The 21,941-nt window shown below is 37.5% G+C and carries 23 protein-coding genes and 3 pseudogenes; 14 read left to right on the forward strand and 12 right to left on the reverse strand.

Features of this window, described 5'->3' with window-relative positions; all coding sequences use genetic code 11:
- Positions 1 to 141 (reverse strand): annotated as a pseudogene (locus B5E95_RS10535) (IS256 family transposase); the annotation flags it as partial.
- A 230-nt stretch (positions 142 to 371) separates the two neighbouring features.
- Here B5E95_RS10535 and B5E95_RS06825 point away from each other — a divergent pair.
- Complete coding sequence (locus tag B5E95_RS06825) at positions 372 to 605, forward strand: hypothetical protein (protein WP_013438316.1); 234 nt, start codon at positions 372 to 374, stop codon at positions 603 to 605.
- Between the two features lie 108 nt (positions 606 to 713).
- Here B5E95_RS06825 and B5E95_RS06830 read toward each other — a convergent pair.
- From B5E95_RS06830 to B5E95_RS06845, 4 genes and pseudogenes are all read right to left on the reverse strand, one after another.
- A pseudogene (locus tag B5E95_RS06830) lies at positions 714 to 1,286 on the reverse strand (ABC transporter substrate-binding protein); the annotation flags it as partial.
- The gene (locus B5E95_RS06835; protein ID WP_087235966.1) at positions 1,258 to 1,593 is read right to left on the reverse strand and encodes a type I restriction-modification system subunit M N-terminal domain-containing protein; all 336 of its coding nucleotides are present in this window, start codon (positions 1,591 to 1,593) and stop codon (positions 1,258 to 1,260) included. The pseudogene B5E95_RS06830 and the gene B5E95_RS06835, both read right to left, overlap by 29 nt.
- A 185-nt stretch (positions 1,594 to 1,778) precedes the next feature.
- A complete protein-coding gene (locus B5E95_RS06840) occupies positions 1,779 to 2,666 on the reverse strand; it encodes an SLAP domain-containing protein (protein ID WP_087235967.1) in 888 nt (295 codons plus the stop codon).
- 185 nt (positions 2,667 to 2,851) lie between these two features.
- Complete coding sequence (locus tag B5E95_RS06845; RefSeq protein WP_014566027.1) at positions 2,852 to 3,355, reverse strand: nucleoside 2-deoxyribosyltransferase; 504 nt, start codon at positions 3,353 to 3,355, stop codon at positions 2,852 to 2,854.
- A gap of 176 nt (positions 3,356 to 3,531) precedes the next feature.
- Here B5E95_RS06845 and B5E95_RS06850 point away from each other — a divergent pair, with 176 nt between their 5' ends.
- The 5 genes from B5E95_RS06850 (at position 3,532) to B5E95_RS06870 (ending at position 11,158) form a co-directional block, all read left to right on the forward strand.
- A complete protein-coding gene (locus B5E95_RS06850; protein WP_087235968.1) occupies positions 3,532 to 4,617 on the forward strand; it encodes a BMP family lipoprotein in 1,086 nt (361 codons plus the stop codon).
- A 66-nt stretch (positions 4,618 to 4,683) separates the two neighbouring features.
- Positions 4,684 to 6,231 carry an ABC transporter ATP-binding protein gene (locus B5E95_RS06855; RefSeq protein WP_056945604.1) on the forward strand — a complete coding sequence of 516 codons (1,548 nt, stop codon included), beginning with the start codon at positions 4,684 to 4,686 and terminating at the stop codon, positions 6,229 to 6,231.
- The gene (locus B5E95_RS06860) at positions 6,212 to 7,369 is read left to right on the forward strand and encodes an ABC transporter permease (RefSeq protein WP_087235970.1); all 1,158 of its coding nucleotides are present in this window, start codon (positions 6,212 to 6,214) and stop codon (positions 7,367 to 7,369) included. Before B5E95_RS06855 ends, B5E95_RS06860 begins: the two co-directional genes overlap by 20 nt.
- The gene (locus tag B5E95_RS06865; protein WP_087235972.1) at positions 7,366 to 8,322 is read left to right on the forward strand and encodes an ABC transporter permease; all 957 of its coding nucleotides are present in this window, start codon (positions 7,366 to 7,368) and stop codon (positions 8,320 to 8,322) included. Before B5E95_RS06860 ends, B5E95_RS06865 begins: the two co-directional genes overlap by 4 nt.
- A 214-nt stretch (positions 8,323 to 8,536) precedes the next feature.
- Positions 8,537 to 11,158 (forward strand): cation-translocating P-type ATPase, encoded by a 2,622-nt coding sequence (locus tag B5E95_RS06870; RefSeq protein WP_162606880.1) that lies wholly within the window; start codon positions 8,537 to 8,539, stop codon positions 11,156 to 11,158.
- Between the two features lie 49 nt (positions 11,159 to 11,207).
- Here the strand turns inward: B5E95_RS06870 and B5E95_RS06875 are convergent, their stop codons facing one another.
- The 3 genes from B5E95_RS06875 to B5E95_RS06885 form a co-directional block, all read right to left on the reverse strand.
- The gene (locus tag B5E95_RS06875; protein WP_087176448.1) at positions 11,208 to 12,443 is read right to left on the reverse strand and encodes an MFS transporter; all 1,236 of its coding nucleotides are present in this window, start codon (positions 12,441 to 12,443) and stop codon (positions 11,208 to 11,210) included.
- Between the two features lie 134 nt (positions 12,444 to 12,577).
- The gene (locus tag B5E95_RS06880) at positions 12,578 to 12,877 is read right to left on the reverse strand and encodes a hypothetical protein (RefSeq protein ID WP_087235974.1); all 300 of its coding nucleotides are present in this window, start codon (positions 12,875 to 12,877) and stop codon (positions 12,578 to 12,580) included.
- A 146-nt stretch (positions 12,878 to 13,023) separates the two neighbouring features.
- Complete coding sequence (locus B5E95_RS06885) at positions 13,024 to 13,317, reverse strand: hypothetical protein (protein ID WP_025006238.1); 294 nt, start codon at positions 13,315 to 13,317, stop codon at positions 13,024 to 13,026.
- Between the two features lie 102 nt (positions 13,318 to 13,419).
- Here B5E95_RS06885 and B5E95_RS06890 point away from each other — a divergent pair, with 102 nt between their 5' ends.
- From B5E95_RS06890 to B5E95_RS06910, 6 genes are all read left to right on the forward strand, one after another.
- The gene (locus tag B5E95_RS06890) at positions 13,420 to 14,082 is read left to right on the forward strand and encodes a serine dehydratase beta chain (protein ID WP_087235976.1); all 663 of its coding nucleotides are present in this window, start codon (positions 13,420 to 13,422) and stop codon (positions 14,080 to 14,082) included.
- Between the two features lie 14 nt (positions 14,083 to 14,096).
- On the forward strand, positions 14,097 to 14,978 hold the full coding sequence (gene sdaAA / locus B5E95_RS06895; RefSeq protein WP_087235978.1) for an L-serine ammonia-lyase, iron-sulfur-dependent, subunit alpha: 882 nt from the start codon (positions 14,097 to 14,099) through the stop codon (positions 14,976 to 14,978).
- 4 nt (positions 14,979 to 14,982) lie between these two features.
- The gene (locus B5E95_RS06900) at positions 14,983 to 15,309 is read left to right on the forward strand and encodes a metal-sulfur cluster assembly factor (RefSeq protein WP_056945622.1); all 327 of its coding nucleotides are present in this window, start codon (positions 14,983 to 14,985) and stop codon (positions 15,307 to 15,309) included.
- Positions 15,310 to 15,719: 410 nt separating this feature from the next.
- On the forward strand, positions 15,720 to 16,874 hold the full coding sequence (locus B5E95_RS06905) for a DUF5776 domain-containing protein (RefSeq protein WP_087235980.1): 1,155 nt from the start codon (positions 15,720 to 15,722) through the stop codon (positions 16,872 to 16,874).
- Positions 16,875 to 16,882: 8 nt separating this feature from the next.
- Complete coding sequence (locus B5E95_RS10940; RefSeq protein WP_241146332.1) at positions 16,883 to 17,368, forward strand: hypothetical protein; 486 nt, start codon at positions 16,883 to 16,885, stop codon at positions 17,366 to 17,368.
- Positions 17,369 to 17,398: 30 nt separating this feature from the next.
- On the forward strand, positions 17,399 to 17,863 hold the full coding sequence (locus B5E95_RS06910; protein WP_272867351.1) for a C39 family peptidase: 465 nt from the start codon (positions 17,399 to 17,401) through the stop codon (positions 17,861 to 17,863).
- Between the two features lie 395 nt (positions 17,864 to 18,258).
- Here the strand turns inward: B5E95_RS06910 and B5E95_RS06920 are convergent, their stop codons facing one another.
- Positions 18,259 to 18,567: a hypothetical protein gene (locus B5E95_RS06920; RefSeq protein ID WP_051518982.1), complete on the reverse strand. Its 309-nt coding sequence runs from the start codon at positions 18,565 to 18,567 to the stop codon at positions 18,259 to 18,261.
- A 147-nt stretch (positions 18,568 to 18,714) separates the two neighbouring features.
- Here B5E95_RS06920 and B5E95_RS06925 point away from each other — a divergent pair, with 147 nt between their 5' ends.
- On the forward strand, positions 18,715 to 18,927 hold the full coding sequence (locus B5E95_RS06925) for a hypothetical protein (RefSeq protein ID WP_087235982.1): 213 nt from the start codon (positions 18,715 to 18,717) through the stop codon (positions 18,925 to 18,927).
- Positions 18,928 to 18,999: 72 nt separating this feature from the next.
- On the opposite strand, the gene B5E95_RS06930 is transcribed toward B5E95_RS06925, so the two are convergent.
- Both B5E95_RS06930 and B5E95_RS06935 read right to left on the reverse strand, forming a co-directional pair.
- Positions 19,000 to 19,452, reverse strand: coding sequence for an HIRAN domain-containing protein (locus B5E95_RS06930; RefSeq protein ID WP_241146334.1), 453 nt, complete (start codon positions 19,450 to 19,452; stop codon positions 19,000 to 19,002).
- A gap of 12 nt (positions 19,453 to 19,464) precedes the next feature.
- A pseudogene (locus B5E95_RS06935) lies at positions 19,465 to 20,037 on the reverse strand (ABC transporter substrate-binding protein); the annotation flags it as partial.
- Between the two features lie 203 nt (positions 20,038 to 20,240).
- Between B5E95_RS06935 and B5E95_RS10635 the strand changes: the two are divergent.
- On the forward strand, positions 20,241 to 20,399 hold the full coding sequence (locus B5E95_RS10635; protein ID WP_162606881.1) for a hypothetical protein: 159 nt from the start codon (positions 20,241 to 20,243) through the stop codon (positions 20,397 to 20,399).
- Between the two features lie 189 nt (positions 20,400 to 20,588).
- Here B5E95_RS10635 and B5E95_RS06940 read toward each other — a convergent pair whose 3' ends face one another.
- On the reverse strand, positions 20,589 to 21,770 hold the full coding sequence (locus B5E95_RS06940; RefSeq protein ID WP_087235986.1) for an SLAP domain-containing protein: 1,182 nt from the start codon (positions 21,768 to 21,770) through the stop codon (positions 20,589 to 20,591).
- Positions 21,771 to 21,941 lie beyond the last annotated feature (171 nt).

Raw genomic sequence — 21,941 nt, forward strand, 5'->3', positions numbered from 1 at the left:
ATAAGGATCATAACCTAGAAAGGCAGTTAATTCAGCTTCTAACAAGTCATTAACTGCCTGTTGTAGTTCTTTACGCAATAAATCATTAATTTTGTCTTGATTGAATAGAGCTTGAGCAAAATCTTTGGTAAAATCATTCATGAAGGAGTTCCTCTTTCTGTATGTGTTTTTTGTTCAAGCCAATCATACGAGAAAGGAACTCCTTTTTCTAATATTTTAAGAAATTAATTTAAGGAATCATTCATCCTTACACAAACTATTTTACAGTCTCATAGACTTATTAATATAAGTCAAATTTAATTTTAATTTTTGTTTATTATTCAAAAAATCATATAATATTTAACAGATTTAAAAAGACTGGGGAAAAGTTGATGTATGTTTTTTACCAAATCGGTATCTCAATAGGGATGATTTTAGTTGCACTTGCTATCCATATTTTGCGCCAATCTATTAATGAAAGTTCGCAGTTCACCATGGTTAATTACATCTTTGCCTTATCTATTGCCATTGGTGGCATCTTCATCATTGTAGCTAGCTTAGCGGCTATTCAGCCCCAGAACTGGTACACTAGCAGTTCGCTTTGGAAAATTTTGATTGCAAATTAAAAATGATTCAGTACCTTGAGTGGTATTGAATCATTTTCTTTTTATTCTATTCGACTATTACCAGTCTCATAATTCAAACGAACACCATCTTTAACGTTAAGAAATTAACTACTTACTAAAGCCTACTTTGTACCAAACACTATTTGCAGCTGCTGGTTTTAACGAGTAGTTCACGATCTTATTATTAACAGCTTGAATCGCATAAGAGTTAGTCATTGGTACAATATAAGCTTCATCGTTCATATATTGTTGCCATTTATGAAAAGCTGCTACCCGGTACTTGTGATTGAATGCCTTAGTAGAATCAATTTCATCAAGCAATTTATTGTTTTCCTTGGTAACGAATCTAGAGTCATTCATTGGGTTAGTTTCGCTGTACATCCCTCTTGGTGAAGGCTCTGACGACAATGACCAAGCTGCCATAAACATATCGACATTTTTATCATCGTGGTCCAGTTTGTCGTAGAAGGAATTGAACTCAATTAATCTGCCACCAGTTAAGCTGACATGCAAGCCGATTTTATACCACTGTTGAATATAATTCTGAATAATCGGCTCTTGCACTGCTGAACCTGTCATTGCGGCCAAGTGAATATTCAAAGGCTTGCCATTAGGTTGAACCCTCCATTTGCCTTTCTTCTTGTAGCCAGCTTTATCCAATAATTGGTTGGCTTTCTTTAAAAGGAAAGACAAAATGATTCATTAGATCAAACATCTTCTGTGGAGGAAAATCATGAAAAACTGACCATTTTAAATCAGTTACATTAATTATTTGACCACCAATATCTTTCTTTCCATCGAAAATACTCTCATAAGGAAGGTCAAGCATTTCATTTTCTTGGCGATGCACATTATCTGCACTATCTAAATCATGAATGAACATTAAATAAGTAATCTGCTCAATAACTTCCAGCGGATTAGTTAAACCACCTGCGGCAAAATCATCCCACAAAGAATCAACTTTGTTTTTAATTTCTCCGTTAATCATCTAATTCTCCTAAATTTTATTATTCATTAGTCAACATATTAATTTTAGCGCATATTCAAACGTAGCCTAAACAAAAAATCCAAGCCAAGTCTTTTCTTTTTGGATTTTGACATAGAGTCCTAAAAATTAATCTATAACATAAAAAAGCTTCGCTTTACACGGAGCTTTTTCATATCTAGTTCAAATTAAGGTCTCTTCCAACCAGTAATTTGGTTATATGGAACTTGGAATGTATAACCCTTACTATTATTAGCTTCAACCACGTATTCGCCGTCACCGTTAATCAATAAGTCTGGATTATAAAGTGTTACTTTCTTACCTGCAGTTAAAGTTTGGGTTCCTTCTTCATCTGGAAGAGAAACAACACTTGTTGTTGGTACAAATGAGATTTTAGCAGCATCACCATCATCATTAGTGTACTTCTTAAGATTCTTAAGCTTATTCTTGTAACTGCCATCATAAGCCTTAAAATCAAAGTCGGCTAAATTATAAACATAATCATCAATAGTACCACTGATTTCAAGGTTAAAACCAGTTTTGGTGTTAATAATGTCAGTTCCCCAATTATCGTCATCATCAAGGATTTTGATAGCTCGACCTTTGCGAATTATTTCAAGTCCATCATCATCGTAAGAGCCATCATATTCTGCTTTAGTTTCTCTCAAAGCAACCAAGTTACCACTCTTTCTATTCTTCAACCAACCCTTGTATACAGCAAGCTTAGCTGGATCTACCGGTGCAATATCGTCATCAGTAGTATCTGAAGAATTGTTAGAAGTACTTTGATCAGTTTTTTTCACGGCTTTTTTCTTTGCCGAAGCCAAGTTAGAAACTAAAACGTACTTGTTCTTGCCAATACGCGCATATTTCTTACCCCTGATGGTCTTATAACCGTAAATCTTGATTTTCATGCCCTTCTTCAAATACTTCTTATGAGTGCGTTTACCATGGCTAGTGTCAATAGCGGCATTACGTTTCAACTTTCTAGAAACAGTTTTTGCTTCAACCACCTCTGCATTGCTATTAGCAGCAATTGCAGTTGTACCAACTGATAGCAAGGTAATTGCAGCCATGCTAGTAAACAAAGTCTTTTTTTAATCCATTTTCTAACTCCTTATTACTAAAAGATTTTCTCTTTTATATTTTAATATCTCAAGACTCAAAAACAGGCATATCTGCAATATTGCAGTAGCAAATCATGAATTTAATTTTTATCTAACACAAAAAAGCATCCCCATCGGGATGCTTTTAACTTTTTCTAATAAATGCCATAACCTGTCACAGGAATATAAGGCGTCCAATTGAAATCATACTCAGCTAGTTTTTCTAACTCCGTATTACCATCAATAATCGCAGTAACGCCTTGCGCAATCATCAGGTTCATCTTCTTCGGTCTCTCCGGATGTTCAGTAAATGGCACCAACACTACTGGCTTATGATTTGCTCGCATGAAGCCAATTTCAAACGCACAACCATCGTCTAGGATATCCATGTCATATAAAAACACGCCACAAGTGGCACTGTTTATCCCATTAAGGTCATTTTGGAAAGTACCCACTCGCCAGGTCATGCTTCTTTGGCCACCAATTTCTGGATTCTTCTCTTCCGGATCAACAAAATCATAATCGAATGGAAAATGTACTTTGGCAATGGTTGGATTCTTAGCCAATATTTCTTTTGCCCTTTCCACTCGTTCATGATCTATCTCTCGATTGAATGATCCACCTAAATAGATCTTACCGGTTGCGATTTTCTTTTGCATTTAGTTTTTCCTCTCAGAATATTAATTTTAAAAGCAGTATATCACATATTATTCGCTTTTTGCACTATATATATACATAATTTGCTTATTTTAAGTTTTATATTGACATAACACGTACATTAATTTATCATTTTAATCGAATCATTCTTAAAATAATATCAATTCTGGAGGTAGAAATGAACTCAAAGTTCAAAAAGATTTTATCAGTTGGTGCGATTGTATTTGCGGCAGGTTTAGCCTTAACCGCTTGTTCGGGCAAGAAGCAAGGTGCTTCAACTAACAAGGATACCAAACACGGTATTGCCTTAATCACCGACCAAAACGGTGTTGACGACCATTCCTTTAACCAAGCTGCGTGGGCTGGATTTAAAGCTTACGGTAAAGAACATGGCTTAAAGCAAGGCAAGGGCGGTTATCAATACTTCCAATCAAGTGGTCCTTCCGATTTCGTTCCCAACTTCGACCAAGCTTCTAAGGCTGGTTATCAAACCATCTTCGGTGTCGGCTTCGAACTACAACAAGCAGTTAGTCAGGCTGCCAAGAAGAATCCTAAGAAGAACTTCGTAATCGTCGACAGTGTAGTTAATGGTCAAAAGAATGTTGCTTCTGTCACCTTCAAGAGTAATGAAGCTTCCTATCTCGGCGGTTTAGCTGCAGCTTACACAACTAAGACCAACAAAGTCGGCTTTATCGGTGGTGCCAAATCAGCCATTATTGACTTGTTCGAGGCGGGCTTTAGGCAAGGTGTAGCCGATGGTGCTAAGGCGCTTCATAAGAAGATCACCGTTCAAACTCAATACATCGGTAACTTCACTGCTACTGATAAAGCGAAGTCAATTGCTCAATCAATGTACGCTAACAAGGCCGACATTATTTACCAAGCAGCAGGTAATGCTGGTAACGGTGTCTTCCAAGAAGCTAAGGATTACAACCAAACATTACCAGCCGACAAGAAAGTTTGGGTAATTGGGGTTGATGTTGATCAATCCGGATTAGGTAACTACACTGCTAAGAACGGTAAGAAAGCTAACTTTACTTTAACTTCTGTCTTAAAGGGCTTGAACGTTGCCACTAAGAGTATTGCCGATGATGCTTACAACGACAAGTTTCCAGGTGGCAAGCACCTTGTCTACGGCTTGAAGGGCAATGGCGTTTCAATTACTAAGGGACAACTTAGCGACAAGGCTTGGCAAGCAGTTCAAAAGGCACGTACGCAAATCATTGACGGTAAGATTAACGTTGCTACTAAACCAAGTAAATAATTTCTAATTTAACAGTCAAAAACTCTTCGTCTTGATGGAGAGTTTTTTTATAGGAAATATCAAGCTATGGAAAATAAAAATACAGTTATTGAAATGAAACATATCGTTAAAGACTTTAATGGTTTTAAAGCTAATAACGATATCAATCTCAAATTGCATAAAGGCGAAATCCTAGCACTACTCGGCGAAAATGGTGCAGGAAAATCAACTTTAATGAGTATTCTCTCAGGTTTACTTGAACCCACTTCTGGTGAAATATTTGTTAACGGTGAAAAAACTAATATCGCTAGTCCCACGGCTGCCAAAAAATTGGGTATCGGGATGGTGCATCAACACTTCATGCTAGCTAATTCTTTCACAGTTTTAGAAAACATTATTTTGGGTCATGAGACTACTAAAGGACCTGTCTTAGATATTAAAAAAGCAAAAGAAAAAGTTTTAGCTTTATCTGAACGTTATCATCTAGCCATTGATCCCGATAAAAAAGTTGCCGATATCACAGTCGCACAGCAACAAAGGGTTGAAATCCTTAAGATCCTCTACCGCGGCGCAAATATCCTTATCTTTGATGAACCTACTGCCGTTTTAACCCCACAAGAAATTAAAGAATTTATGAACATTCTTAAAGGATTAGCTCATGAAGGTAAATCCATTATTTTAATTACTCATAAATTAGAAGAAATTAAGGCGGTCGCAGATGAAGTTACGATCATCCGTACTGGTCAGGATGTTGGTACTTATCAAGTCAAAGACATTAGCAACAAGCGCATGGCAGAATTAATGGTTGGGCATGCGGTAGAAATGAAATTGACCAAAAGAGCCGAAAATTTTGGGCAAAATATTCTTGAGGTTAAAGACCTGCAAGTCAAAGAAAATCGCGGCAATTTAGCCATTAAAGGACTCTCACTCTCACTTCGCGCCGGCGAAATTCTAGGCATTGCCGGAATTGACGGCAACGGTCAAGATGAACTAGTTGAAGCAATTACCGGTTTACGTCACGTTGATCAGGGGTCCGTCATCATCAATGGTCAAGATATGACCAACAAGCCTACGAGAAAGATCACGGAACAAGGAGTAGCCAGCATCCCTGCCGATCGACAAAAATATGGCTTAATTCTGCAGATGTCGGTAGCAGATAACCTTATTTTGCAAAGCTACTACCAGCAACCTTTTTCTCATCACGGAATTATCAACTTCGATGCAATCAAGAAGCATGCTAAAGCGGCAGTTAAAAAGTTTGATATCAGAACCGCCAGCAGCGATTTACCTACGGGAGAACTCTCAGGTGGTAATCAGCAGAAAGTCATTATTGCCCGCGAACTTGAACGAGGCAGTGATTTGATCATTGCCTTTCAACCAACTCGCGGACTAGACGTTGGGGCTATTGAATATATTCATAAACAATTGCTAAAAGAACGTGACAGAGGTAAGGCGATCCTCCTTGTCTCATACGAACTAAACGAAATCATGCAGTTATCTGACCGCATTTTAGTACTGCATGATGGTCAAAAATCTGGCGTAGTCAAGCCAGACCAAACTAATGAAACCGAATTAGGTTTATTAATGACCGGTATACAGAAAGAAGGACAAGACCTTGATCAAAGTTTCAGCTAAAACAAAACGTTATTTAGTACCTATTATTTCGGTAATTGCCGGATTTTTAATCGGAGCAATTATCATGCTCATTTGGAGCTACAATCCAATCACCGCTTATTCTTCCATGTTTGCTAGTGCTCTTGGTAACATGAATGGCTTAGGCGAAACCATCCGTGAAGCCACCCCGTTGATTTTTACTGCAGTTGGCTTTGCCATTGCATCAAAAGCAGGATTTTTTAACATTGGATTGCCAGGACAAGCTCAAGCCGGTTGGCTTACCTCTGTTTGGATCGTTTTAGCCAATCCAACTTTACCTAAATACATCTTGTTGCCATTGGCAATCTTAGCAGGTGCTCTAGCCGGAGCAATTGTAGCTGGGATAGCAGGATTTTTACGAGCATATTTTGGCACTAATGAAGTAATTACAACCATCATGCTCAACTATATCGTGCTTTACCTTTGCCAATATTTAATGCAGCAAGTTATGCCAGAAAGTCTGCGCAATGGTGCGGACACTACTAAAGACATTCCCGCCAATGGCAGCTTGCACTTAGATTGGCTGAGCCATCTTTTCGGTGATTCTCGTATCAACGCCGGTATTTTCTTGGGAATTGGTGTCATCTTAATTTATTGGTTCCTCATGAAGAAAACAACTGTCGGCTTTGAAATCAAAGCTGTAGGTCTTAATCCATTTGCCAGCCGTTACGCTGGAATTTCTGCTAAAAAGAACATCATCCTTTCCATGCTTCTTTCTGGTGGTTTTGCAGGAATCGGCGGTGTAGTGCAAGGTTTAGGAACTTACCAAAACTACTTTACTCAAACTAGCAGTATTAACATCGGTTGGGATGGACTTTCAGTAGCTTTATTAGGAAATAGTACAGCAATTGGGATTTTAATTGCCTCTCTCCTCTTTTCTATCCTTAAAATTGGTGGTCTTGGTATGCAAACGGTAGCCGGCGTACCTTACGAAATTGTTTCAATTGTAATTGCCGCTATCATTTTCTTCATTGCTATCAAATATGTCTTTGACTTGCTCTTTGCAGTAAAGAAAACAGCTAGCTATAAGCATCCTTTAAAGAAAGGTACAGAAATTGGTCCGAACAACGGTGTCGATGGACCAAATATCAAATTACAAAAAGAAGGACCAGTATTATGAATCTCACATCTCTTCTAGCATTAATCGTTTCCTCAACCTTGGTGTATTCTGCTCCATTAATTCTTGCATCCCTAGGCGGTGTATACAGTGAAAATTCGGGTGTTGTCAATATTGGTCTTGAAGGTATCATGACCGTTGGTGCTTTTACCTCCATTATCTTCAACCTTACTTTTGCCCAAGATTTTGGTGCCGCTACTCCATGGCTAGGCGCACTAGTTGGTGCAATCTTCGGCTTGATTTTTTCTCTATTACATGCATTCGCTACAATTAACCTTCATGCTGACCATATCATCAGTGGTACGGTATTAAATTTATTAGCTCCGCCTTTAGGTGTATTTTTAATAAAAGCCATCTATGAGAAAGGTCAAACTCCTAACATTACTGCCAACTTTGGTTACACCAATATTCCGGGATTAGCTGACATTCCTGTCATTGGTAAAATCTTTTTTACTAATACTTCTGCTCCTGCATGGCTTGCAATTATCATCACGGTCTTGCTCTGGTGGATTCTTTACAAAACTAGAATTGGTCTGCGTCTTCGGTCAACTGGTGAAAATCCGCAAGCCGCTGATACCCTTGGCGTAAATGTTTATAAAATGCGCTACATCGGAGTCCTTACTTCAGGCTTTATGGCCGGTTTGGGCGGCGCAGTCTTTGCTCAATCAATCTCCGGTAACTTCTCTATCTCAACTATCGTTGGTCAAGGTTTTATGGCTTTAGCTGCTGTAATTTTTGGTAAATGGAATCCAATTGGCGCAATGCTTTCATCCCTTTTCTTTGGTTTTGCTCAAAGTCTAAGCATCATCGGTAATCAACTTCCAGGCTTTGAAAAAATCCCAACGGTTTATATGCAAATCGCTCCATATGTCATCACAATCGTTGTCCTAGTCGTCTTCCTTGGAAAATCTGTTGCTCCTGCAGCTGCTGGCGTAAATTACATTAAATCAAAATAATTAACGAAGCAGTTGAAAAAAAGATACATGTATGATATAAATCTAATATATATATAGGGAGTAACCGACAAATAATTGTACTCATGGCGTCAAGTCACGAAAGAAATTTCCGCTGTGAGTTTAAATGGTGAGACTATTACATAAACGCTCTTAAGTTTATGCAGTAGTCTCTTTTTTGTTTGGGACTTACTGAAATTTATTGGAGGGTCTTATAGTGAAACAATATTATTTACAGACCAAAGCTAAAGTCTTAGAAGAATTAAAGACTGGTAGCGGTGGTTTATCATCTCAGCAGGCTAAGGATAACCTAACTAAGTATGGCAAGAACGCCTTGATTGAAGGCAAAAAGAAAACGACATTGCAGGTCTTTTTAGAACAATTTAAAGACTTGATGGTAATTATCTTAATTATCGCTGCCGTGATTTCTGCCTTTACTGGGGAACTTGAAAGTACTTTAGTAATTATCGCGGTCTTAATCCTGAACGCAATTTTAGGTACTGTGCAGCACATCAAAGCTGAGAAGTCACTTGAATCATTAAAATCACTGTCTTCACCTAGTGCTAAAGTTTTGCGTGATGGCAAAAAGATTGAAATTGATTCAAAAGATGTTGTTCCCGGCGATATTATGTTACTTGAAGCTGGTGACATGGTAACTGCCGATGGACGTATCTTGGAGAACTTCTCACTGCAAGTTAATGAAAGTTCTTTAACTGGTGAATCAACTAACATTGATAAAGCGGATGTAGAATTTGATCATGAAATGCCACTTGGTGATCGTATCAACATGGTCTACTCTAGTTCTCTTGTAACTTATGGTCGTGCTAATGTAGTAGTTACGGCCACAGGGATGAACACAGAGATCGGTAAGATTGCTTCCTTAATGAACGAAACCAAGGAACGTCGTACCCCATTGCAAATCTCACTTGATAAGTTCTCGTCAAAACTTGCCACAGCAATTTTAATTATCTGTGCTATTGTGCTTGGTTTGCAAATATGGCGTGGTCAACCAATTATGGATGCTTTGCTCTTCGCAGTAGCATTGGCCGTAGCTGCAATTCCTGAAGCTTTAAGTTCAATCGTAACCATCGTTCAAGCCATGGGTACACAAAAAATGGCTAAAGAAAATGCCATTATTAAAAACCTGGCTGCCGTTGAATCGCTTGGTTCAGTATCAGTTATTTGTTCTGATAAGACCGGTACTTTAACCCAAAATAAGATGACTGTCCAAGATATTTATATCGGTGGTAAAACTCTTAAGCCAAATCAACTTGACCTAGATAATCAATTACATCGTTACTTACTATATGATGCAGTATTAAACAACGATTCTAGCTTAGTTGATGGCAAGGGTATCGGTGACCCAACGGAATACGCATTATTAGAAATGTACCGCCAAGTACCTGGTATCGACTTAGGTGATAAAGGCTTAGGCTTAACTGAAGAAGATTTAAGAGGGCTTTTAACTCGTAAGCAAGAAGTACCTTTTGACTCTGATAGAAAATTGATGAGTACTAAGCACTTGATTCATACAGTTCCTACTATCTTTGTTAAGGGTGCCATCGATGTCTTGCTTGATCGTTGCGTTAACATTAGATTAGATGACGAAGTTCGTCCAATCACGGAAGAAGATAAGAAGCAAATCTTAGCTCAAAACCAACACTTCTCCGAAAATGGTTTGCGTGTGTTAACTTTCGCTTATAAAGAAAGCGATGAGGACTTAACACCTGAAACAGAAAATGGCTTTACCTTCATTGGTTTGGTTTCTGAAATGGATCCACCTCGTGAAGAAAGTATTGCAGCTGTTGCCAGAGCTAAAAAAGCTGGTATCCGTACTGTAATGATTACTGGTGACCACAAGGTTACTGCAGTTGCTATTGCTAAAAAGATTGGTATCTTCAACGATGGTGACTTAGCTGTTACTGGTCTTGAACTTGATAAGATGAGCGATGAAGAGCTTGAACAAAAGATTGAGAAGATTTCTGTTTATGCTCGTGTATCTCCTGAAAACAAGATCAGAATTGTTAACGCATGGCAAAAGAAGGATCATATCGTTTCTATGACTGGTGACGGTGTTAACGATGCCCCTGCTTTAAAGAAAGCCGACATTGGTGTTGCCATGGGAATCACCGGCACGGAAGTATCTAAGGACGCTGCCAGCATGATCTTGGCTGATGATAATTTTGCAACCATCATCAAGGCTGTTGCTAATGGTAGAACTGTTTTTGAAAACATTAAAAATGCTATTATGTACCTGCTTTCAGGTAACTTGTCAGCTATTATTACGGTATTATTTGCTTCAATTGGTGGTTTTTCAGTACCATTTATCGCTGTACAATTACTGTTCATTAACTTAGTTACTGACTCTCTTCCAGCTTTAGCAATCGGTGTGGAACCAGGTGCTCCAGATGTATTGGACAGAAAGCCACGTGATCCTAAGGTTGGTATTTTGGATAAATCATTAGTTACCAAGGTAGGACTTCAAGGCTTGATCATTGCAGTCGGCGTAATTACCGCCTTCATGATTGGTCGTCAAACTAGTCCAGCTGTTGCATGTACGATGGCATTCTCTACTTTGACATTTGCTAGATTGCTTCACGGTTTCAACTGTCGTTCACAACACAGCATTTTCAAGATTGGCTTTAAGAACAACTGGTACAGCTTAGCTGCATTTGCTGTAGGTACATTGCTTTTAGCATTAATCTTGTTTGTACCAGCATTGCACGGTTTGTTTGCCGTAACTCCTTTAACTGGCAAGCAACTTTTTTGGATTATTGGTCTTGCAGTAATGCCAACTGTATTGATTCAAATCGTTAAAGTAGTTAATGAAAATAAATAATTAGGCAAGCAAAAAAGCTTCGTTTCTTATGAGACGAAGCTTTTTCTTTTTACTCAACTATTTCTAAATCAGAATTTACGCTTTCTTTTTTACCTAGTGTAATCATGATCACAATGAAGCTAAGTACAAATGCTGAGACATTAATCATCCATCCTAAGTCGTAAGATCCAGTTTGATCGAAGAATAAACCGATCAAGTAAACCGAAGCTGACATGGCAAATGCACCAATCATATTGACGACCGAAAGAATGTTACTATAGTCTTTTTCACCAAAAATTTGACGAATTAAATATGGCAATGCAACTAAACAAACTCCCTGACCAAGACCGAGAATTACGGCAGCTAAAATCAATAAATTGCTTTCTCTAAGCATTGCCTGGCCGCCCCAACCGATTACACCGAATAAAGAATAAACGGCTAAAACTAACTTGGCATTAAACTTATCAAGGAAATAACCAATAGAAATCTTACCAATTGCGGCACCAATCATTACTCCTGATACAACAGTTGCGGCAGTGATTGGTGAAATTCCGATATTAGTAATATGTCCTGAAATATGTTGGACAGAACCGGAAACAAATTGCAGTGCAAGCATGGCGAAAGCTACAGCGTAAAATACTGGCATCTTCAAAGCTTGCTTCAGGCTTAAACCTGTTAAAGCCACCTTTTTGCTTGATTGCATTGCTTTGCCATATGCAGGATATTGCATCGTTGGTTCAGGCTTAATTGAAATAGCTAAAGGAACTAAAATCAGTCCAATCAATAGAGCTTCACCAACAAAGCCGCCACGCCAACCAAATTGCTTAATTACTTCGGCAATAATCGGATTAAAAATCGTTCCACCTAAAGCAGAAAGTCCGAGCGAGATTCCCATCACTGTGCCGAGCTTTTGGTTAAACCACTTGCTAAGCAAAACAGGAATTGACAAAGTAATTGCGATCGGCTGACAAATCCCAATGATTGTCCATGCAAGATAAAAATGAACTAATGAATTGGCAAAAGTTAAGCTAAGCATGCTAACGGCAATTAAGACAAAGCAAGCGGTTAAAAGCCAGCGTAAATTTACCTTTTCCATGATTTTACCAGCAAAAAGCAAGGCAATTGCGGCAGCCGCATTCTGAAATGTCGTCATTAGTGCAACATTAGCACGTCCTACATTAAACTCTTGACTGATTGGCCCGAAGAATAATCCAATTGTATTAACCAACAAGCCAAACCCAATCATTGAGATAAAACAACAAACGATAAATATCCACCAAGGAAAAAATGATTTTTTATGTGTCACTTCTTTTCCAACTTTCTAAAAATTTGTCTTTTACTATTATATGTGAAAAATATCACTTAATGTTTTAAGAAAATTTAAAATTAGTCATGAAAAAATGCCCCACAACAGTGAGGCATTTTAATGATCTAATGAATTTAATTTCTTTTAATGTAAGGCTTTACTATGTCAAGCAATTCTGTCAATGCATTCAAGCTAGTTAAGGTTTGAACAGAAAATGGTTTGCCTGGTTCTGCTGGCGTTCCGTTGTCTAAGAACAAATAAGCATATCCTTTGAAGACATCAATGTTAACACCTAATCTATCTGCATTAGTATTAGCTTCACGAAGCATTATTGCAGGTGATCCTAGATTATCTGTTAAATGATGGTAAACGCTCCAATTTTCTGAATCCTTAACTTTTTGTTCAATCTTTTGCAAAATTTCTTTGTCTGTCATATAACTTCCTCCGAACTTATAAATATAAGTTCATAACTATCAATAGTTTTTTAATTACTCTTCATATCTATGATAGCATATTAAGTTACAGCGCTTACAAAATAAGAATAAAAACTATTATTCTATGTTTAGTAATTTATTCTTTACTAAAACAAGCTAGTCATATATTCGCTAACTGCACGCTGTTGCATTTCTTCCCAGCTATTAAAATTAGTTTCCTTCTTAACAAAATCATCTACCACTTTTTGACCTAATTGTTCAATCTCAGGAAAACTTCTTGCGCCCAACTCTCTTACAAAAACATCAATCGTAGTAAAATGCGTATTCTTTTGCATGAATCTTGGATTAAACAAGTCTTGATAAGATACTGCTTGTTGTCCGCCCTGTTCTTCTGCTACCTTTTCCAAATTTTTCTTCAATTCATCTTTTTCTTTAGTCATTATCTTCAACCCCTAGCTAATTTTTAATTACTATTAAAATAATACATTGATTAGTAATAATTCGCTATAATGAAAGCAGAATACTTACTTGGAGATACAGAAATGACGAATCGTTACAAAAGCGTATTTGATATTATCGGGCCCATCATGGTAGGTCCATCTAGTTCACATACAGCTGGTGCCGTTGCAATCGGCCGAGCTGGAAACAAACTTTTTGGAGGAGTTCCTAGAAAAGTAACAGTCCATTACTATGGCTCTTTCGCCCAAACTCATCGCGGCCACGGGACAGACTACGCTATCGCCGCGGGAATTTTAGGCTTTGACACAGATGATCTGCGTGTACCTAACGCACCTGAGATTGCTAAAAAACGTGGCGTCGATATTCGCTTTGTCGAAGAAGATGGACCTAGTCCAATCGATCATCCCAATACAGCAATCTTAGATATGTCTAGCGGAACCAAAAAGGCACAGATATCGGGCTGTTCTATCGGCGGTGGATCGATCGAAATTCGTCATTTAATAATTCACGACACCGAAATCACCCCAACGGGTTCGTTGCCAATTATTATTTGGCTTGATTATGAAAAAGATATTCTTAACGAGCAAAATTTGACTTTCTTATTACAGGAAAAAGCTCCTTTTAGTAAGAAGCGAATTTTTTACACCAAAGATTGCAATATCTACGAATACGATATCGACAACTATCTCAAGCCTGCCTTAGTAAAAGAGTTAAAAGAAAAGTTTGAAAATATTATTTGTCTTTGAAACGGAACAAAATTATGTATAACCATATTAAAGAAATTGTTGCTGATTCTGAAAAGCAACATAAACCTATTTCGGAGTTAATTATTGAACAAGAATGCGAGCTATCTGGTCTGCCGCGTCAAATGGTCTGGAACCGGATGAAACATAATTTGGCTACAATGCGTGCCGCAGTGGAGCGTGGAAAAAGTGGTGATGGCGTATTTTCTAAAACAGGTTTAACTGGTGGTGAAGCTGTCAAAATTAAAAAGTATCGTCAAACTCACCATACTTTATCTGGTGACACTATCATGGCCGCAGTGCAAAATGCGGTTGCCACCAACGAAGTCAACGCTTCAATGGGCGTAATTTGTGCCACACCTACAGCTGGCTCCTCTGGTACCTTGCCTGGTGTCTTGTTTTTATTAGAAAAAAGAATGGATCTTAGTGAAGAGCAAATGATTCGCTTTCTTTTTACTGCTGGTGGATTCGGCCTTGTTATTGCCAATAACGCAGAAATTGCCGGCGCAACCGGTGGCTGCCAAGCCGAAGTTGGTAGTGCATCTGCCATGGGCGCCGCTGCCGCAGTTGAGTCAGCTGGTGGCAGTGCTGAGCAGAGCGCACAAGCAATGTCGATTGCAATGTCTAACTTGCTCGGTCTAGTCTGCGACCCTATTGCAGGACTGGTTGAAGTGCCTTGCGTGAAAAGAAATGCGATTGGTGCTGGGAACGCCTTGATTGCGGCAGACATGGCGCTTGCGGGATGCACCAGTGTAATTCCGGCCGACGAATGTATCGACGCCATGAAAAAAGTTGGTCATCAAATGCCAGCATCCCTCCGCGAAACCGGAATCGGCGGCTTAGCTGGCACTCCAACCGGCCAAGCAATCAAAGCTAAAATTTTTGGCAAGGATGCGTGATAAAATGCGTGACGGTGAAACAATTAAAAACGATATTATCAATCAATTGGCGACAGTCATTGATCCTGAATTGAACGTTGACGTAGTCAATTTAGGGCTAATTTATGAAATCGACTTGGACAAAGATGGGATCTGTCTGATCAACATGACTTTGACCACCCCTGCTTGTCCGCTAACTGGTTACCTAATTGATGGCATTACTCAAGCGGTTAAAAAAGTGCCAGAAGTAAAAAATGTTGATGTCGAATTTGTGTGGTATCCGGTCTGGACGCCCGATCGTATGAGTGATGCAGCGAAGGAATATTTTAATATAGATACAAAAAAGGACTAATCTGGCTGGATTAGTCCTCTTTTTGGTTACTCCACATAGGTGGAGAATACTTAATGTCTAAATATAAATTTTTACTCATTTTGGGATCACCTCCACATACATGGAGAATACGGAACTAGTTCAGGCTTATAGTCCACACTTCTAGGATCACCTCCACATACGTGAAGAATACAGTATTTACTCTTGTTACAAAAGATGCAGGTGAGGATCACCTCCACATACGTGAAGAATACACTAAAAGATCCCTTATCATTGAGCCATTTTTAATTTTATGAAAGTCAAAATTCATTCAGTTTCATCCTATTTATTTTATTCTTTTTCATTTATATCTTCTACTTATTTTAAATTCTTTCTCCCTATTTAAAATTTTTTAAAACACAAGTAAAATAACCAATGAATTCCCAAAAAATATGGAGGAGAAATATATGTTGAAAAAAACAAAGTGGACCACAGCTATCGTGGCAGTTTTGCTTGGTACGGGAATCGCTTCTGCAAATCACGTTCAAGCTGATACTGTTAACGATGCTCAATCAAATACTCAAGTAGTACAGAACTCTAATCAGTCTCAAAGCTCTGCTACAGAAAAGAAAGCTTCGACTTTCAATAAAAGCGACTATCTTTCATCTAATCCTAAGATCATTCGCTTAAAGCAAAATACTACTATTTATAAGGATGCCGCTTTAACTCAAGTTGATCATCAAGCCAAAAAGGGATATCACTATTTAACTAGTAAGTTAGTCATCCCCGCTGATAACGCTCCAGTTTTAAAGTTAAATAACGGCAAGTACATCAGCGCTAAAAAAACATTGATAGCTAAAGTTAAGGGTTACCAAAATCCTAAGGGCTATCATCAAATTCATTACACTCAAATCAAGCCATATGGTCACGTTGGCTATAACCTTTACCGCGGATACGAAGGGATTAAAACCTGGAAAGTAATGCACCGCATGGGTACTTGGTATGGTAAGAATTACTACAACCAAGCTACTTACAATGCAGTTAAGAATTTCCAACGTCGTCACGGCTTAAAGGCAACTGGTAACGTTAACCTTAAGACTTGGCAAAAGATGGGCTTTTCTAAAAAATCTTGGTATGGAATCGATAGTTATGTTGCTCCATTAAAAGCTAAAGCTTGGCAAGGAAGAAAAGCTCACATCGAAGCAATGATTAACCAAGCTTACAAATACATGGGTAAGCCATGGCTTGCAGGTTGTTCTTCAAGTCCAGCTTACGGTGTAGATTGCTCCGGTTTAGTAATGCAAGGACTTTACGCTGGCGGAATCAGTCCTGTTCCAACTAGTTCAATCGGTCACGCTCACCCAGGCAATGAATGGAACTCGCGCAATCTTTGGGCAGATAAGCATCTCAAGCGTGTTGCATACTCTCAAAGAAGACGTGGTGACTTAGTATTCTACTACCAACCAGGTACACACACTATTTGGCACGTTGCTATTTACTTAGGTAACAACCGCGTTATCGAAAGTTGGCCACCACGCGTAATGGTTGCACCAATTACAAACAGCCAACGTAACGTTATTGCAGGAATCAAGCGTCCATTCATCTAAGGTAAATTATGAAAGGCAAAATTTTATTCATTAGTGTTATTTCCTGCTTCTTGCTCACTGGCTTTTCTACTACAGTTAAAGCTGATGAAACTGATCAATCTCGGGCTAGCCAGACGAATACTCAAAACAATCAAACTAGTAATAACAAGCAACAGGATAATAATACTCAAACAAATAAATCTGACTCTACTCAGGATTCAGAAAATAACCAAAATCAGACTAATCAAATTTCCAATAATACTCCATCTAAAAATAATAGCGGCTGGAAAGTAACTAACGGCAATACCTACTACCTAAAAAATGGCGCAGCAATCAAAGGCTTAAAAAAGATTAATGGTTACTGGTACCTATTTAACAAAAACGGCGCAATGCTTAAAAATGTGCGTAAAGTTCCTCACACTAAGCATTACAGCTACTTTGATCAATTAGGTAGACGCCGCATGAAGAACACTTCAACTAAGAAGGCATATTATTGGATTAACAAAAAAGGATAAATTACAGGCATCAAAAATAATGCCAAAGTAATTTGTCAACGACCACAAATGCCTACTGGTTGTGAAATTACTGCGGTAACTATGGTGCTTAACTTTGCTGGTAAAAAAGTAAGCAAGTATCAAGCTGCAAAGATTATGCCACGTAGTTCCAATCCAAATAAAGGCTTTGTGGGTTCACCTTATAAAAAATTCCCACTAGGCTTTTGGGTTGCACCCGGCGGCGTTAAGCCAGTTGTTCAACACTATTTAGGTAAGCCACAAATTATGACTAAGTGCAGCATTAATGCAATTAAGCAAAAGTTATTGCGGTCTCACCTAGTAGTTGTTTGGGTTGGTATGTTTGATAGTATTTCTAATCATGCTATCACTCTTACTGGTTATCACGGTAATACGCTTTACTACAATGATCCATGGACCGGTACCAAGCGCAAGATCAGCGTAGCCAAGTTCAAAATTCACTGGGCTTTAGATGGTCATCGCGCTATTAGTTATTAATATGAATTTAAATAGGGATGCAAAAATGCATCCCTATTTAATTTGTAATTTTCTATTCTAAGATCAAGTATTATAATATTCCCAGAATGAAATCTTACTAACGGGAGAAATTTAATTTGTACATATATTATCAAATTGGAATATTTGTCGGTTTAGTGTTTGTGGCGCTTGCTATCAATATTTTTCGTCAAGCGCATAAAAGTGGTTATCCATCGAATTTAGTCAACTGCATATTTTCAATCACTATTTCAACAGCTGGAATATGCATCATCGTTGCTAGCTTAGCCGCAATTCAACCACACAATTGGTATACTAGTAGCTTACTTTGGAAAATGTTAATTGCCGGATAGTAAAAATGGCCCAATACCAATCAAGGTATTGAGTCATTTTTTGGTTTATTCCACTTTACCTACATAGATTCTCAAAATCTTACGATTCAAAAATCGATCTTTTTGCTCGATTTTTTTCATTTTCTCTGCTAGTCCTGGTTTAATTTGATCTAGATCACTTTTATCAAGCGGCTTTTTTACTTCTAAATGATGACTCTGCCACTCATTATTGTCTTCACTATTTTCACTCCAAGCAAGTTCAATTCTTTCTTGAGTATTATCTGCAAAATACAAAGTGACATCGATGATATCATCATGATCACACAGACGCTTGCCTACCGGCTCATCGAAATTAGTAAAAAACTGATTTGCCAATTTATAATCTAATCAAAAAATTATCATCAATTTTATGCTTTTCACTATTATATTTTAACCAATTTCAATTAGAGTACTACAATATAGGTGAAAAATGAAATAACAGCCAAGTTACTCGCAACTTCGACTAATAGAAAGGAAGATTTCATGAAATATCTATCAAGAAATCAAGCAGAACAATGGCTGAATCAACATACGCTTTGTGGTAAAAAGAGAAAGATGTTTACCAACAAATTTATGAAGAGATTAAGCAAATCATATCGCTTAGTTCCCGATAAAAATACTTTATTTGGTAAGAAGTATAGTTTATTGGAATTAAAAGAATATGCACACGATGTAAATCCTCGTTCATTTGCTTAATATCAAAAATATAAAACAAAAACTACTGATAATTTTCGTTAAAAACGTTGATCTATCAGTAGTTTTTATTTTTTATGCGCGCATATAAACTTTCACAATTAGGTACAGGCTCTTACCATCCCAATGAAAGGTCTTAGTTTTACCGAATAATAAATTTCCTTCATCCATCAAACGGCTCAAGATTAGATTGTTGTTTCTTGGCAAATAACCCAGCTTCAATCCACCTGTAGTATATACGCTAATCGCATGTTCATCATATTGGTTATTGGGCTCACGCATCAAAACTAATGGATCATCTTCATGGAGTTTTGGCACCACGTGATCTGCTAAATTAAGATATTGACTACCGGCCAGTTCACAACCATACAGAAAAACATCCCGTGCATTGCCAGAATTGCTGTATTGCAGACGTTTGAGCTCATCTACTTGCGTTTGCAATTTTTCTACTTGATCAAGTAAATCTTCGAAAATATCTTGTGGTGGAATGTGAATAGTTTCATCAGAATCATGAAATTGCATGATCATTAGTCCTTTCTAATTTTCCTTAGTTACGAATCTTGAGTAATTCATCGGATTGTTCTCACTGTACATCCCTCTTGGTGATGGTTCAGTTAACAATGACCAAGCAGCCCTAAACATATCAATATTTTTATCGTCATGGTCAAGTTTATCATAGACATAATTAAATTCCATTAATCTACCACCGGTTAAGCTAACATTCAAACCGATTTTATGCCATTGTTGGATGTAATTTTGTACGATTGACTCTTGGACAGCTAAACCACTCATTGTAGCCAAGTGAATCTTAAGTGACTTGCCATTGAGAGTTAACTACGTCAGCAATATCAAACTTGTGACTCTTGATAGCTTGTGAAGCTGAATTAGTTGAAACCACTTGGGCGATAATCTTGTTTAGCTTAGGTGTGCCTCTCCAATAATATTTGTTAGGTACCCAAGTTACTGATTGACCTCTAACCACCTGCTTACCTTATATGGTCCAAAAAACATTGGATTCTTTCTGATTTTATCGGATGAAATCAACTTCTTGAATGGAATATCTTTTAAATAATGATATGGACCTGCCGTTTCAAGGAAATAATCGTTGCCTGATTAGAGCATCCCTAGCTTCATTTGAGAGTCGAATCCATTGTAATCGATTACAATAGATGCCACCGTAAATTTTAACGTAATTAAATAGTCTAAAAAGCAAAATTTATTAAAACAATAATTAGAAAGAAGAAGAATTATGAGTAAAGTTTTCGTATTTGGTGGCTCCGGCAAAGTCGGCAAAGATTTAATTAAAGATCTAGTAGATGGTGTCCGTTAATAATTCTGAGTCTCAATCAAATCCAATTCCAGATGTTGCACAGGTACTTGCAGATGTTCTGAAGTTCCCTGCTACCAAATATAAGGTAATTGAGATGACTGGCGGAGACACTCCAATTGACAAGGCTTTAGAGCAAGTTAAATAAGAGTGATGTAAAATATAGGTATTCCCGTTGATAACTTATCTATCTAATGAGTTATCAATGGGTTTTTTGTATGTAAAAATCAAGAGAACTTACTATGTTATAGCTGAAGAAATCTACTATACATTGTCATTTTATACTTTTTTTCAAGCAAAAAACGCTATCCAAATTGAATAGCGTTTTTACTAATAATTAATCTAATTCTTCAGCAGCACGTGTTGCAGCAGTTTCAATAGTCTTAATAGGATTCAATCTTACACGGAAATTAAAGTTGCCTACATAAGCGTCGTCTTCAAAGCCGTACTCACTGTAATCACCCCAAGAAACATAGTTAGATGTTCCCTTGATTCTGTAGAAAAGTTGTGCAATATCGCCACTACCAAGGATAACTGGATCTAATGCTCTAATCTTTTGGCCCTTCTTAACAGATTGTTTTGTCTTTTTTAATTTTGAATTATAGATAAACAAGTCCATTTGAGGAACAATTGTAGTTGCACCACCATCACGAAATACAGGATTACCGTTAATGCGTCCAACGTTTAACGCCTTGATATAAGCACCCTTACCGATATGGTAGTAATCTTGGCCCTTAATCTTATAATTCTTAACTGCATATGACTTACTACCACTCAAATTTGTATAGTAGTAATCATCAGACTTGGTCTTAGCGCGACGCTTGCCTGCGTAATTTACAATTGAATATTTAGGCAATACGCGCTGACCATTAAAGCTAATACGTTGACCCTTCTTATTATAAATAGCAGTATTGGTATTTAATTTCAAAACGCCTTTACCATTCATGGTATTAACGTTATTTGACTTAACATAAATTCCGCTACCTAAATTGAAATATGAATCAGGGTAAGTAACCCAGCTCTTACCAACATATTTAATTTTGCTGCCTTTAGTTAAATAAGCTTTGCGACCACGATAAGTTGATAGCCGTTGACCTTTACTGTTGTAAACATATGCATTTTTAATCAAGCCAATTTCATTGCTATTCCAGTTATAGCTACCAACTGCTTTCATATTAATGTAACCACCATCACCTAAATCGGCATAAGTGTTGCCTTTAATAATACTCTGCGGCATCCCGTTAAGATAAATAAAGGCATTAACTTTAGGTCCTTGAATTATAGTTGGTTGACCATAAAAACGAATTGGCTTGTTAAAGTTAATCTCATTTTTATTAGCTATACTTTTACCGTTTTTATTATATAACATTGGTTGAGAATAGCTTTTAACGAACGTAATCTTATTTTTTAAGGTACTTGCTTGAACTATGCTAGAGTTTTGGCTTTGTCCTGTTAAAGCTGCAGGGACCATAAGCGCAGCTCCTGCCACAATACTCAATGCAATTCTTTTTAATTTCATAATAAACCTCCCTTATATTATTCTTTCACTATTTTGAACGTAATTAAGTAAAATTTCTAGTAAGATTGCCAATTTTTTAATATTTCATTTTGCTCAAATTCTTTTTCGAGCTTTGGATTTTGTTTGATTTTCTTGTTAATATGCTTATCAATGAAACTCATTATTTATTTT

This window comes from Lactobacillus gallinarum (assembly GCF_002160635.1).
Classification (GTDB): domain Bacteria; phylum Bacillota; class Bacilli; order Lactobacillales; family Lactobacillaceae; genus Lactobacillus; species Lactobacillus gallinarum.